Source organism: Actinoallomurus sp. NBC_01490, from assembly GCF_036227085.1.
GTDB classification, from domain to species: Bacteria; Actinomycetota; Actinomycetes; order Streptosporangiales; family Streptosporangiaceae; genus Actinoallomurus; species Actinoallomurus oryzae.
Genome location: NZ_CP109433.1, coordinates 4447234 through 4460068 on the forward strand (window position 1 = coordinate 4447234; position 12835 = coordinate 4460068).

The following is a 12835-nucleotide window of genomic DNA, read 5'->3' on the forward strand; positions in this document are numbered from 1 at the left end:
CGTCGAACCGGGTGATCGTGGTGGGGAACGGACTGTGGAGGGGCGGAGTGGGTTTAGCTGATCAACCGTCGCTGTTCGGGCCGGACTATGAGCAGGAGCCGGCCAAGCCGCCGGGTGAACTGCCAGAAGAGATGCGGGTCTTGATCACGGTCAAGGCGGCGCCTAACCCGTCGGAGACCTACGGTGAGACGGTGTGTGTCGCCGGCTTACGCCTCGATGTGGATCGGCCCGGGTGGGTCCGGTTGTACCCGATCAACTATCGGGAGCTGGAGACCAACCAGAAGTTCAAGAAGTACGACATCGTCTCGCTCCAGGCCCGCCCGAATCATTCCGATCCGCGCCCCGAAAGCTTCCGGCCGCTGTTGAACACGGTCAGGCGTGAGGGGCATCTAAAGCCGTGGAAGCCGCGGGAACCGTACGTGGTGGATCACCTGTACGAGTCGATGTGCGCCCTGCTGACGGGCGTCCGGACGAACCCGCCGGGCAAGAGCCGATCGCTGGCGGCGATCCGTCCCCGCGTGGTCCAAGGCATCGACATCGAGCCGCACCCGGGCTGGACGGCTGAAGAGCAGGCCAAGATCGATAACTACGTCAACAAGCTCGACCTGTTCGAGCGGGCGCCGCGCACAGCCCTGGAAGCTCCACGGTTCAAAGGCTGGTATCGCTACCTGTGCCATTCGGCGTCGTGCAAAGGTCACCGTCAAGGCATCATCGACTGGGAATGGGTCGCACTCCAACGCAAGCTGCCTGGGTATGACGACCAGCGCTTGCAGGCCGCTCTACGGAAGAAGTTCCTCGACGAGATCTGCGGAGCGGACCGAGACGTGATCTTCTACCTCGGTAATCAGGCGAAGCGCATGCGGACATTCATGGTATTGGGGATGTATTACGCCAAGCGGTCGTGAAGGGCCGCCGCGCGAGCCTGTACACCCTCACAGACCACGTCGCGGTGGCAACGCTGCTGATCGGCTTCAAAGCACAGCAACGCCACATGCCGTTCGGCGGCCAGGCGCGCGATGTCGGTCAGCCATGCTTCTGCGTCGCTGCTGGTCAGCATGGCGGCGAAGGCTTCTCGAGCAGCGTGGCGTTCGTGATCCGTGCCGCCGAATCCGGCGCGATTCCATTTAGGGTTGCCCAGCGCGGGCGCGTGCAAGTACTCGATTCCCGCAGCCGTGAGCGTGTCGGAAAGTCTGCGCTTGCTGAAGCCAGGCTTACGCGAAATGGGCGTAAGCCGCACATCAACCACTGTCGACACCTCGTCGCGTTCGAGTTGGTCAACGAATGCGGCGATATCGAGTCCTTCGTAGCCGATGCCGGTCAACGCAAGGTGGTGGTCAACAGTCAACATGCACAGCAGCCTTTCATGCCCGCCCGGCCATCGATACAACGACCCCGTATCAAATCGAGCAGCCGGGTGTCAGGAGCGGCTCTGGCCGCCGCAACGACGCTTGCTGCGGCGGCCAGAGCCAGAAGGTGAACGGGTTAGGCGGCGTCACGGCCGGTGATCTTCATGCCGCGTGAGGCGACCTCGCGGGCGTCTTCGAACTCGTCCTCGAACGCGGACGCGGCGCGGCCGGCGCCTTGGGCGGCTTCGGTGATGCCCTCGGGGATCGCGTGCAGCGGGGTGGTGACCGAGCTGGGCAGGCCCATCCCGGTGATGGACTCGGCCCAGCCCTCGATCTCTTCGGCCATGGCCTTCAGGGCGTCGCCGATGTCGATCAGGGTGGCGAGGAACTCAGCATCGTTGGTGGGCGGTTCCAGGTTGATCCCGAATCGTGCCACGGTGGCGGTACTCCCTTCCGCCCCCTGTCGGGGGCCGGTGGTGGTGGTGTTCCGGCCCGGACCGTCCGGGCTCGCCGGGTTTGGGCTCGGGTCTGAACTGGTGTGGTCCTGACGTGGGCGGTTGGGTGCGGGTGGGGTCCATTTGGCGATGAGGACGGGCGTGGCCCACCAGGTTGTTTTGCGGCGGTCGATCCAGATATCGCCGTTGGGCTTGACGATGACTTCGTCGGGCCGGATGTTGTCTTCGGCGTACTGGGCGGCGATCTCGGCTTTGATCGCCTGGATCGTCGCCGGGTTCAACCACGGCGAATCCGGATCCGTATGGACCACACCGCCAGATGAGTCCGGTGCGGTGTCCGGGTGCAGACCGATGGATCCGCGCACACGGGATGCGTGTTTGCCGCCGAAGCTCGGCGGCGGTCCTGTCTGCCCCGCATCGTCACCGTCTTGGGGGTTGGTGGGCTTGTCGACCAGCCAGCGGACCATCTGCGGGCGCTTGTCGGGGGGCAGGTCCTGGCGGTCCTGCCAGCGGGTGGCGGCGTGGCGTTCGACCTTGCGGGCGGCGCCGGCGAACATCTGGCCGATCCGCGCACCAGCCCGCCCGGCGTGGTGTTCCAGGGCCTTGCCGGGGGTGCGCCATCCGGTCGCGGCGTACCCGGAGGTGACGGCGTTCTTGGCGGACCGGCCGAGCGTCTTGCCCGTGTGGCCGGCGGCGCCTCGGCCGGTCTTGGTGGCGCCGGTCAAGATCGCGGCGAACACCAGCCCGCCGACGATCGGATCAACCATCCGCGCTCACCCCCGTCCCGCTCTCGGCCTGGTCCCGGTCGCGTGCCGCGGGGTGGGCGGGCAGGGTGCGGTCCGGCTGGTCGCGGTCGAGCGTCGCGGCCACCAGGGTCAGGGTGAGCAGGAGCAGGCCGTAGGTGCCGAAGCAGACCAGCCAGCCCCACCGCAGTACCAGGTGCGCGGCGACGGCGATCAGTAGATAGGCGATGTAGTCCCGGCCGGTAGGGCGGTGCTTGACCAGCCGGGCGGTGAAGCGGCGGGCCTTGGCCCGCGCGGTGGGGGTGAGCAGGAACGGGAACACCATGGCGGTGTGCGCGGCGGCGCCTTGGGCGGTGGAGCCGAGCTGGCCCACCCACGAGGAGATCTGCCCGTGGAAGACCAGGCGATCCAGCAGCAGCACGAACACGCCCGAGACGATGAACTCGTACCACTTCAGCTGCCGGGACTTGAAGCCGATCAGGACCATCCCGGCGACGAACGCGAACGCGATCCACATGCCGACCATGCAGAACCTTCCTTCACTGGAGAGAGCGCGCCCCGCCCCAGAGGGGCGGGGTGCGCGATGGACAAACCGGCCAGCGGCAGGGCGGGCCAAAGATGGGTGTGCGGTGTGCCCGTCACCGGCCCCGTTCAGGCGGCCGGGTTGGACGCGATGTCCGCGTCGGAGTCCGCGCCCGGGGTGTGGTCTGCGGACGTGTGGTCCGCGTCATCGCCCGGTGCTGCGGAGGTGCCCGAGGGCATCAGACTGCGGACGTCCAGGGCCTGTGCGGAGGCGTCCGCGCCGCCTTGGGTCAGGACCGCGACCTTGGCGTCGCGGACGACTTCCTCACACCAGCGGCGCCGGTAGCCGGTGCGGGCGATCAGCGCCGGATAGTCCGGGCGCCACTGCTCACCAGCATCAACAGCGTCCCGGATCTCCTCGGCCAGCTCGTTCACCAGCGCCTGGCGATCGACCTCCACCGGCTGACGCACACCACTCGCCCGGCGCCCGATCGTGCTGGTTCGCTCCGCACGGGGACCGTTTGTGCGGCCGGTGCGGGCCGGGCTGTGCGGATCGGCGGTGCGGGTTGGGGTGCGGACCTGGTCCGCGTCCATCTCCGCATGGGTGCGGGATGGCGCGGACTCCCAGGGGGCGGCCGGGGACAGCTCGGCCAGCGCGGTCGCGTTGTACAGGGCGCCGATCTGGCTCATCAGCGCCTCGTGGCTGGCCGGAGTCGAGCCGAGCCCGGCGTATTCCACAGCGGCGTCCATCGCGCGGTGCAGCCGGTGTTGTGCCCACCGCACCCGCCAGCCGGCCGCGCCGGTCGAGCGCAGTGCGCGCAGCCGCATCGCGGCCCGTGCGAGGTGGGACAGGCGCCGGTGGGCGTCGACCTCGGTGACGGTCCGGTCGGTGCCTTCGGCCAGCCCGAGCCGTACCAGGACGCGTTCGGGGGTGATCCGCCACTTGATGCGGGTGTCGCCGGCGGCGATGCGCTCCTCGGACAGCCCGAGTTCCCACAAGAACGCCGCGACGAGCGGGGCGACCAGGCGGGCGAGCATGGGCCCGAAGTGCCATCCGACGTCGGTGGCGGCCAGCACTCCGGACAGCGACGCCATGACCCACACGGCCGGGCCGACGATCCCGACCGGCATCTTGGCCTTGATCCGGCGGCGGGTGCGCAGCGCGCAGACCAGCATCGCGGCTTCGAACACCCCGAACATGCACACCCGGACGTACAGCTCGGACACGTGCAGGTCGTTGGTGAAGAACCGCCACATGCCCTGACCGGACATCACCGTGGCCATCCCCGCCACGACGAACGTCAGCGCATCAGCCGCGGCGCCGGCCGACCACACCCGCCGCAACAGCCGGGCGACCAGCGCGACCACGACCAGCGCGACCAACCCGGCGGCCAGATAGGTCGGCGTCATGTGCGGAATGGTGATGTTCACTGGGGCACCTCCGGATCGGTTTCCTGGCGTGCCGCCACGGCGCGGGACGCGAGCTGGTGAGCGCGGGCGAACGCGCCGGCAACGGCCGCCAGGGAGAGGATCAGCGCGGCGTCGTGGCGGATGCCGAACAGGTGGATCGCCACCAGCCAGATCAGACCACCGATGCTCGCGGTGAGCATCAGCACGTAGCCCAGCCCGAGATCGGCCAGCCACCGGGCGATGTGGCCCGGGCGCGTCGTCGTCGCGCGGGCCTTGGTTGGGGTGGTGTGTGTGGTGGGCTTGGTCATCCCAGCCTCACCTCCGTGTTCCCGTAGCCGTTCGCGTGCGCGATCGCGGTCAGCACGAGGGAGGTGTTGCGGGAATCGAGCCCGCCCACGGCCTGGCCGAGGGTGATGGTGGTGTTGCTGGCCAGGCTCGCGGCGATCCGGAGCATCTTGGCCTCGCTGCCCGAGCACGGCAGGTCGCCGGCGTCCAGGGCCTGGGCCGCGGAGATGAAGTCGACGTCGGCGAAGCTGCCGGCGGTGTCGTGGTGGACGGTGATGAAGCCGGTGGTGAAGTCGGTGCGCAGCAGCCACGTCTGGTGAGCGATGAGCAGCTCGGTGGCGGCTTCCAACGGGTAGATGCCGTGGGCGTACGTACGGAGCATCGCCGCCAGCTCGGTGAAGTCGTAGCCGCTGGCCGTGCGGTCGTCCATGGAAGTCTCCTCATCCCGGGACCAGACCCGGGGATGACGGGACGGCCCGGGGCCACACCAGTGCAGGCGCGGCCCCGGGCCGTCGAATGCGGGAACAGGGATCAGCGGCGGATACGGTCGGCGGTCACCGGGCCCGTGTCCTGCTCGCGGTTGGTGTCGGTGGGCTGGCCGGCGTTCTGTTGGCGCGCCGGGCGTTACGAACTCGCGCGTCGTGCTGGCGCTGCTTGCGGGCCTTGGCCGCGCCCGGGGCACCAGGGCCGAACAGGTGCCCGTTCACCGGCTCACCTCCACATACACGTGGACCCGCGTGGAGTTGCGGCACGGGTACGGGTCGGACACCGACACCACCTCGAGCACCTGCCGGAGGCGTTCGACCGCGTCGGTGACCTCGGCCGGAAGACCGGTAACGCGGATCTTCACCAGCGCCGTCCCTTCCCCTGCCCGGGGCAGGCATGGTTCGCCAGCCCGATACGGGTGCCGTAGTCGACCTGACAGACGGGGCAATAGGTGGTGCTCACGGTCGCGGTCATCGCTGGATCCAGGCCGTGCCTTTGCCCTCGCAGATCGGGCAGTCCGGGTCGTTACCGCAGTTGCAGACGCCGCTCACTTACGGCCCCCGCCCTTCGGCTTGTTCTGGTTGTCCCAGCACGTGCCCGTCGGGCTGTTGCCAGCGTGGGAGCCGCCGCCGTTCCGGGTCGGGTCGTTCTGCTGAGGTGCCATACTTGGACCTGCCTCTCATGAGGTCAGGCCCCGAGCGATGTCTGCCAGGACGTTGGCGCTCGGGGCCGCTTCCATGTGCGGGGGCTGAGTGCCCCGAACCCCCGCCCGTACAGCCCGTACAGCCCGCGCTGGAAGCGCGGTGGCGCGTGCGGGAAGGGCTTCGCAACCTCAGCCGTCAAGGTCGGTCCGTGACCGTATCCGGACGCTCAGTAACTGTTTGTTCGTGATCACGTTCGGGGAGGGTCACGCGGGTTAGAGGGGGGCCAGCGGGGGCGGCCAGCACGCCGACGTTGTCTCGGCATGATTTGGCCGCCCCCGGTGACCCCCTCCCTGCGGCTATGCGGCGTCGAACTCCCAGCCATCAGCGCATTTGTTGCAGGCGCCTATCCGTCGTGGCAGGACATAGCCGCGGTCGATGTGGCAGCGCGGGCAGGTCCGGCGAGCGGCCAGCGCCTTATCCAGCGCGGCGCGCTGTGCGGGGGTGGGGGCGCGCTTGGGCAGCGCGCTGGCGACCTCGTAGAGGTAGGCGCGCCGGATAGCGCCGCTGCGGGTGCGCCACAGGATCTGAGCTTGCACGTGTTGCCCACCGGGCCGTAGCCCTCGGGCGGCGAGCTGGCGGCGCGTGGCGAAGCGCGCGGGGGCTTGGCGCCAGGGGTAGGTGGGGATCCCGTACCGGTCACCGGCCGGGTCCCAGAACGCGACGGCGGCCGGTGCGGGCATCGCGGCTACCGTCCGGCGTACAACGCGGCGAGGAAGAGCGCCAGGTCATGGATAGCCTGGTCCATCGCGTAAGCGCCCGTCCCGCACGGCGCGGCCTTCGGGTCACCCAACGCGTAGAACTCGCTCTTGCCGAGTGCCTTGGCCAGGCGCCGCAGCGGCGTACGCCGGTCGATCACGTAATGACTGGCCGCATCCAGCGCCATCGCGACCGCCACCCGCCGCGGTGAGAGCCGGATGCCGGTCGCCGCGCCGGCGAGTGCGAGCGCGGCGAGTTTGGTCACGGTCAGGTCGGCGACGTGCCGCGCGCACGCGGCCCGGCCCTTCCAACCCGGCTCGCCCTTGTCCCGGGCGTCCTCGTGGCGTTGGCCGATGTGGTCGGCATAACCGTGGCCGGCCTTCCACGCCAGCAGGACGAGGGCGATCCGGGCCGCGCGTGCGTCGGGCGTGCTCACGCGGCATCACCCTCATCGGTCGGCGAGGCGGCGTCGGGGTTACGGGGCGAGACCGCACCGGTAGTGGTGAACAGCCGGTAGGCGCGGCAGTTCTTCTCCACCAGGCGGGCGATGATCCGGTCGTACATCAAACCTCCAGGACAGACGAAAGCGCCCTGGCCGGTTCGGCCAAGGTGCTGGGGGATAGGTTGCGGGCTATCGGGCAGCGGCGATCCGGTGAACGGGCGTCGCGAGCGGCGGGACGCCCTTGGGCGTCACGCGGGCACTGCGCCTCAACGCCGCGTCACGGCCGGCCTGGCGGAGCGCGGCGGCCCAGTCCAGGGGGCGGACGTCGATGAGCACCCGCTGCCCACTCAGCGGGCAGCGGGCGGCCTTGCCGTTGACGAAAGTGGCGCCGGTCGCGGAGCGGTGCGCGGGGATCATGCCGCGTACGAGGTGAGCCCACCTGCCGCACGCGGGACAGGCGAGCATCGGCCGGGCGGCTGACAGATCGAGCAGGTGGGGCGGGATGGCGCTGGCCTTGATCGGCTGGCGGCCGTTGTGCCTCATAAGCAAGCCTTCCGTTCCGGAGCGGGTCTGCGAACACCGCTCCCCACGAAGGCCGCAAGCCCGGACGAGACCGGGGGGTCAGGGCGCCGTGAGGAACGGTCAGCGCAGAACGCACTGAACAAGACTCGGGAGCCGCTCAAGGACCACAGCAAGGGCCGGGGACCTCATAATTCGTCAACCCGCCGCCCTACCAGGGCCGCGATCCCAGGCCAGCCGTACGCCGCACCACCTCATCTACCGGCGGGAGTGACGGGCCAGCCTTGCGAGCGAACTCGACATATGCGGTTCTCAAGAAACAGACAGGACGGTCAGCGTGGGTGAAGCGCCTGCCGGCCTTGACCCGTACCGGAGCCACCAGCCCCGGGACGGATCAGGGACGGCAGGAACCTCAAGCCGCCGATCGATCGACCGGCTGCGGCTGGCGACGCACCGGCTCGGCCCCCATCCGGTACGCCACGAGCAACAGCTGCGAGGCCAAATCCCGGAGCTCCTCGGCGGCGCCGTGCAGGGTTGTGCCGTTCACTCCCACGCCACCGCGCGGCTGGTCCAGCACCTCGACCCCCTGAATGTGCCGGACCGGGAAATACCGACCGGGCCTACTCCACGCCTGCGAACGACGGCGAGCGGTGGTGAGGGACGTCATGACTACCTCCACATTGAAGAACATAGCTAGGCGTCTACTCGTCTAGAGGAGACGTTTCGAGAGTCTGCATTACTTGTCTAGAGGAGTCAAGCGCTATCGCGCGGGAAGCTCGTACTGGAGCACGTACGCGTCGGACGACATCACCGTGTCGCACACCTCGACCGGCCGGCCGTCGGTGTCGTACGCCGTGCGGACGAGGTGGAACACTGGCACACCAGGGGCCAGGCGGAGGTCGCGGGCTTCTGACCGCAAGGGCATGCGGGTGCGGATCTCTTCGGTGAAGTGGTCGAGCCGGTGGCCCTGCTCTTCCAAGCGGGCGTAGATGCCGCCGGGGCCGCTGTTCGGTTCGGCGATCTGAGTGCCTAGCGCGATGGCTGCGGGGATGTACGACGTCGCCGTCTCGACTGGGTGGCCGTCGATGAGGTACCGGCGACTGCGGACGATGACGCTCTCGGACTCTTTGAGGTTCAGTCGTTCGGCGATCGTCTCTGGGACCTTCACCTCTTCGATGTTGATCGAGTCGACGGTTGGCTTCGCGCCGGCCTGTTCCGTCTCGGCGATGAACGCCGCTTTGCCTTCGGCGCGGTGCTGGCGGGCGAAGCGATCCGAGGCGAGTCGACGTACCGGCGGACGGCTCCTGACGAACACGCCTCGGCCGTGCTCGGCGACCAGCAGTCCCTCTCCCTGGAGAACCTGGAGGGACTGCCGTACGGTCATCCGAGCCACGCCGTAGTGCTCCATCAGCTTCGCTTCGGAGGGGATCTTCTCTCCCTCGGGGAAGACGCCCTGGCGGATCCCGTCCCGAAGCTGATCAGCGATCTGGCGGAACACAGCTCGGTCGCTCGTGGAGTCCAGGTCGCCCAGAGGCAGTTCCGCCACGTCAACTCCTCAGCTCGTACATACGTGTCGTACGTTAAGGGTAGCGACGGCGAAGGGGAGAGCGAGTGAGCGACCAGCCGAGTTATTCGGTCAGCGTGGCCGGCGTCGTGGTCGGCTCAGATGGCCGTGTGCTCGTCATCAAGCGACGCGACAACGGAGACTGGCAGCCACCCGGCGGAATCCTCGAGATGGGCGAGACGATTCAGCACGGCGTCCGCCGAGAGGTTTGGGAGGAGACCGGCCTTGACGTAGAGCCGGAGGTTCTCACGGGCGTCTACAAGAACATGTCCCGAGGGATCGTCTCGCTGGTGTTCCGCTGCCGCATGCTCGACGGGACTCCTCGCACCACTGACGAGGCGCAAGCTGTCCAGTGGGTCACTGAGAACGAGGTCAAGTCGCTCGTCACCGAGGCGTTCGCCGTCAGAATCCTGGACAGCATCAACTATGCAGGTGCCCCGGCTGTCCGTGACCACGACGGTGTCAACCTGCTCTAGAAGTCCGAGAGCCCTCGGCTGGCGGAGCCGTGCGGCAGTGGAGATCATCGAAAGTACGGTTGACAGCCGGGTTTGTGGCCGACCGTCTGCGTAGATTCGGCCACGTGCGTTATGCCCACTTCGTGCTGACCGCTGCGAACTGGCCGGAGACAAACGTATTCAGTGTTGTTGGCGCAGCGTCCAGGCAAGAGGCCCAGTCGTTCCTGAGAGTGGCCAGAGCTCACAGTATCATGCGTAGCCTCGTTCGCCTCGTCGTCGCAGGTGCACTCGCCGTCGCAGAATGTGCAACCAGCAGTGAAGTGCTCGCCGTGCCGTCATTGTCAGTCGCGAAGACGACGCCCGGTGACACCCGCTGCGACTCTTGTGGGGCTGGCCTCGTTCGGTGCCACGCAGCATTACACCGGCGGTGACGTCGTGTCATGTGCCGACAATCCCCCTGTTTTTGCAATACGTCCGGGTGTCTGATGCGTCCTAACACGGTGAGCACTCCGCGGACACTGGTCGACGCGTGGTCGGACCGGGCGGAAAGCGATATGTCGGGGCGGCTACGGCCGCTTGGTTCGTCCCTACAGCAGACGGCCGAGGTGAGGAGGCGCGGTGGCGTTTAAGGGCGGGGCGTCGGCGGGGGCAGCAGCGGAGACCCCCGAAGCGATGTACCGGGATCTTCCTCGTCGGCCCGATGCGGTGCCGGGTCTGCTTACCCACCAGGCCGATCTGCTACGGCTTTACGCTAGCCAACACTGCGACACTCCTGACCTGGCCCTGGAGCTGCCGACCGGCACCGGTAAGACCATTCCAGCCCTACTCATTGCCGAGTGGGTACGCCGCACTCGGCGGGTACGTGCTGCCTATGCCTGCCCCACCGATCAGCTCGCGTGGCAGGTCGCCCAGACTGCCGGCCGTGAGGGGATCCCGGCTGTCGTGCTAACCCGTTCCCACGCTGACTGGCCGACGGACCACGAGGCTCGTTATGAGTCTGCCGACGCCGTCGCCATTACGACCTACAGCACGATTTTTAACAGCAGTCCGAAGCTGGGCCCGCCGACGTTGCTGATCTTCGACGATGCGCACAACGGCGAGCAGTACGTTGCCGAACAGTACGGGGTCGTCGTCTCCCGGAACGGGCAACCGGCTCTGTACGGCGATCTGCTGGAGGCTCTGGCGCCGGGTTTGGACGGCCTGCTGCTGCAGCGGTTGCAGGCGGGCGACTCTAGTCCAGGCGCGCATCACCAGGTGAAGCTGGTTGTTCCCGCTCGACACGACGCGATACCTGAAGCGCTACACCAGGTTCTGGGTCGGCAGGGAGCGCCGATCTGCTTCCGGTATGCCATGATCCGCGAGTGTCTGGAGTCGTGCCTAGCCTATGTAAGCCCTGCGGCGATCCAGATCCGTCCGATGATCCCCCCGACGGTTGACAACGAGCTGTTCGCCAGAGCCCGGCAGCGGCTGTACCTTTCGGCGACCCTTGGCGAGGGTGGTGAGCTTGAGCGGGCCTTCGGTCGGCCTCACATCGAGCGGCTGACGCTGCCAGCCAGCACGCCAGAGCCGCGCTCGGGCACCCGCTACTTCGTCTTCCCCGAGCTGGTGCCCGATACCGACCCAGCCGAGCTGGCCCGCCAGATCGTGGCGAGGGCTGGCAAGGCACTGTTGCTGGCCCCCGACACCGCCACGGCCGTGACCACCGCCAGGGACCTCTCCCAGCCGTCCTGGAAGCTTATGACTATTGATGACGTCGGGACGAGCATGACTCCGTTTGCCTCTGCAAACCATGCCATTTGCGCTCTGGCCAACCGGTACGACGGCCTCGATCTACCCGGCCCGGCCTGCCAAGTGGTTGTTATGGAAGGCGTGCCCGACCATGACTCTCTACACGAGCGATACCTGTCACAGCGTGTCCGGGCCGGGTTCGCGCTGGCCGACCGGATCCGCACTCGGGTGGTGCAGGGGGCCGGCCGGTGCACCCGGGGACCCAACGACTCGGCGGTGGTAGTGGTATACGGCGCGGAGCTCACGAAGTACCTGGTGCGGCCCGAGACACTGGCGCCGCTGTCACGGGACCTGCAGGGTGAGATCAACTTCGGGCGGCGTAACAGCGGCGAAGACACCACCGCGGTCGAGGTTCTAGACAACGTGGCGGTATTTCTCGACCACGGCGAGGAGTGGCGGGAGGGCGGCGAGCCGCTGCTGGCCGAGATGCGCCGCGAGGCCGTTCAGGTAGTCCCGTCGGGGAGCACGGCGCTAGCTGCGGCGATTGCCGACGAAATCGAGGCGTCGTCCTTGGCTGGCCAGGGCCGCTGGGCTGAGGCCAGCCGCCACGCTCAAGCGGCCGCCCACAAACTCAGCTTCGGCCAGGAGGACACTCGCGGGTATCGGGCGTTCTGGCTTTACCTGGCCGGGATTTGGGCCTACCGTGCCGGTCGCGACGGCGATCTTGGGCAGCTGAGCACCGCCCGAGGCCTGGTCCGACAGGCCGAGCAGACCAGTAAGCCCTCGGTTTGGGTGCGGCAAATGCCACCGCTGCCCGATACCGAGACTGCCGCGCTGCCGACCCACGATGACATCGCCGTGGCCGCCGTGGTGGCGAGAATGTCCGGTGGTATTGCGCGTGGAAGGCACGACGCCGCGGTTGCCAAGATGCTGGACGGCTTGGCTCAGACTGACCCACCTCTGTACGAGCCGGAGCTGTCGCAGCTCGGTAAGCTCCTGGGCGCCGAGGCTGCGAAGCCGACAGGTCAGGCCCGCTGCGACTCGACTTGGTGTTTCGATAACGCTCTGTGGATCGCGCTGGAGGCTAAGAGCGATCACCAGACGACTGGATTGGTTTCCTCCAAGGACGTCCGGGCGGCCAGCGGGCAGTTGCGGATCCTCGCCAGCGACCGCCACCATGATGGCGTCCCGCCCGGCAGCATCACTGTGATGATCTCGCCCAAGTCCGCAGTCGACTCGACTGCCGCGGCCAGCGTAAGCACCGACGATTGTCTATACCTGGTGCACCCTGAAACGATCCTTCACATCGCCAAGGATGCCAAAGAGGCCTGGGACGACGTGCTCGCCAGCACCACTGGCCGCACCACTGCCGAACTGCAGGACCTCGTCGTCGCAGTGTTCCAGCGGTACGGCATCCTGCCGTCCCATATCCGGGAACGACTCACGGATTACCAAATCTCGGGCTAAGGAAATCTTGTTC

The 12835-nt window shown here is 67.8% G+C and carries 16 protein-coding genes; 3 read left to right on the forward strand and 13 right to left on the reverse strand.

The genetic code is table 11. The features are described from left to right. Positions 1-47 precede the first annotated feature (47 nt). Entirely contained in the window at positions 48-905 is an 858-nt protein-coding gene (locus OG417_RS21280) for a hypothetical protein (protein WP_329258720.1), read from the forward strand. On the opposite strand, the gene OG417_RS21285 is transcribed toward OG417_RS21280, so the two are convergent. The 13 genes from OG417_RS21285 to OG417_RS21345 all read right to left on the reverse strand — a co-directional run bounded on the left by OG417_RS21285 (position 887) and on the right by OG417_RS21345 (position 9154). After that, positions 887-1348, reverse strand: a complete 462-nt coding sequence (locus OG417_RS21285; RefSeq protein WP_329258722.1) for a DUF488 domain-containing protein — start codon at positions 1346-1348, stop codon at positions 887-889. The genes OG417_RS21280 and OG417_RS21285 overlap by 19 nt on opposite strands. Positions 1349-1482: 134 nt before the next feature. Beyond that, a complete protein-coding gene (locus OG417_RS21290) occupies positions 1483-2541 on the reverse strand; it encodes a hypothetical protein (RefSeq protein WP_329258725.1) in 1059 nt (352 codons plus the stop codon). A 19-nt stretch (positions 2542-2560) separates the two neighbouring features. Continuing rightward, positions 2561-3070, reverse strand: a complete 510-nt coding sequence (locus tag OG417_RS21295) for a hypothetical protein (protein ID WP_329258728.1) — start codon at positions 3068-3070, stop codon at positions 2561-2563. Between the two features lie 125 nt (positions 3071-3195). Continuing rightward, on the reverse strand, positions 3196-4497 hold the full coding sequence (locus OG417_RS21300; protein ID WP_329258731.1) for a hypothetical protein: 1302 nt from the start codon (positions 4495-4497) through the stop codon (positions 3196-3198). After that, on the reverse strand, positions 4494-4784 hold the full coding sequence (locus tag OG417_RS21305) for a hypothetical protein (protein ID WP_329258733.1): 291 nt from the start codon (positions 4782-4784) through the stop codon (positions 4494-4496). The genes OG417_RS21300 and OG417_RS21305 overlap by 4 nt, the downstream gene beginning before the upstream one ends. Further along, entirely contained in the window at positions 4781-5191 is a 411-nt protein-coding gene (locus tag OG417_RS21310; RefSeq protein ID WP_329258737.1) for a hypothetical protein, read from the reverse strand. The genes OG417_RS21305 and OG417_RS21310 overlap by 4 nt, the downstream gene beginning before the upstream one ends. A gap of 273 nt (positions 5192-5464) precedes the next feature. Next, positions 5465-5611: a hypothetical protein gene (locus tag OG417_RS21315; protein ID WP_329258740.1), complete on the reverse strand. Its 147-nt coding sequence runs from the start codon at positions 5609-5611 to the stop codon at positions 5465-5467. 636 nt (positions 5612-6247) lie between these two features. Beyond that, positions 6248-6631, reverse strand: coding sequence for an RRQRL motif-containing zinc-binding protein (locus OG417_RS21320; RefSeq protein ID WP_329258742.1), 384 nt, complete (start codon positions 6629-6631; stop codon positions 6248-6250). A 5-nt stretch (positions 6632-6636) separates the two neighbouring features. After that, positions 6637-7083, reverse strand: a complete 447-nt coding sequence (locus OG417_RS21325; protein WP_329258746.1) for a transcriptional regulator — start codon at positions 7081-7083, stop codon at positions 6637-6639. Next, on the reverse strand, positions 7080-7211 hold the full coding sequence (locus OG417_RS21330; protein WP_329258748.1) for a hypothetical protein: 132 nt from the start codon (positions 7209-7211) through the stop codon (positions 7080-7082). The genes OG417_RS21325 and OG417_RS21330 overlap by 4 nt, the downstream gene beginning before the upstream one ends. A gap of 67 nt (positions 7212-7278) precedes the next feature. Beyond that, positions 7279-7632, reverse strand: coding sequence for a hypothetical protein (locus OG417_RS21335; protein ID WP_329258750.1), 354 nt, complete (start codon positions 7630-7632; stop codon positions 7279-7281). A 388-nt stretch (positions 7633-8020) separates the two neighbouring features. Beyond that, entirely contained in the window at positions 8021-8275 is a 255-nt protein-coding gene (locus tag OG417_RS21340; RefSeq protein WP_329258754.1) for a hypothetical protein, read from the reverse strand. Between the two features lie 93 nt (positions 8276-8368). Further along, a complete protein-coding gene (locus OG417_RS21345; RefSeq protein WP_329258758.1) occupies positions 8369-9154 on the reverse strand; it encodes a GntR family transcriptional regulator in 786 nt (261 codons plus the stop codon). A gap of 65 nt (positions 9155-9219) precedes the next feature. On the opposite strand from OG417_RS21345, the gene OG417_RS21350 reads away from it, so the two are divergent. Beyond that, positions 9220-9648 carry an NUDIX hydrolase gene (locus tag OG417_RS21350; RefSeq protein WP_329258761.1) on the forward strand — a complete coding sequence of 143 codons (429 nt, stop codon included), beginning with the start codon at positions 9220-9222 and terminating at the stop codon, positions 9646-9648. 597 nt (positions 9649-10245) lie between these two features. Further along, complete coding sequence (locus tag OG417_RS21355; RefSeq protein WP_329258764.1) at positions 10246-12822, forward strand: DEAD/DEAH box helicase; 2577 nt, start codon at positions 10246-10248, stop codon at positions 12820-12822. Positions 12823-12835: the final 13 nt, after the last annotated feature.

What these genes read in the sequence shown, in the direction of transcription:
- OG417_RS21310 (WP_329258737.1), bottom strand. Translation starts at nt 5,191, where the DNA reads ATGGACGACCGCACGGCCAGCGGCTACGACTTCACCGAGCTGGCGGCG.
- OG417_RS21330 (WP_329258748.1), bottom strand. Translation starts at nt 7,211, where the DNA reads ATGTACGACCGGATCATCGCCCGCCTGGTGGAGAAGAACTGCCGCGCC.
- OG417_RS21340 (WP_329258754.1), bottom strand. Translation starts at nt 8,275, where the DNA reads ATGACGTCCCTCACCACCGCTCGCCGTCGTTCGCAGGCGTGGAGTAGG.
- OG417_RS21295 (WP_329258728.1), bottom strand. Translation starts at nt 3,070, where the DNA reads ATGGTCGGCATGTGGATCGCGTTCGCGTTCGTCGCCGGGATGGTCCTG.
- OG417_RS21285 (WP_329258722.1), bottom strand. Translation starts at nt 1,348, where the DNA reads ATGTTGACTGTTGACCACCACCTTGCGTTGACCGGCATCGGCTACGAA.
- OG417_RS21305 (WP_329258733.1), bottom strand. Translation starts at nt 4,784, where the DNA reads ATGACCAAGCCCACCACACACACCACCCCAACCAAGGCCCGCGCGACG.
- OG417_RS21335 (WP_329258750.1), bottom strand. Translation starts at nt 7,632, where the DNA reads ATGAGGCACAACGGCCGCCAGCCGATCAAGGCCAGCGCCATCCCGCCC.
- OG417_RS21320 (WP_329258742.1), bottom strand. Translation starts at nt 6,631, where the DNA reads ATGCCCGCACCGGCCGCCGTCGCGTTCTGGGACCCGGCCGGTGACCGG.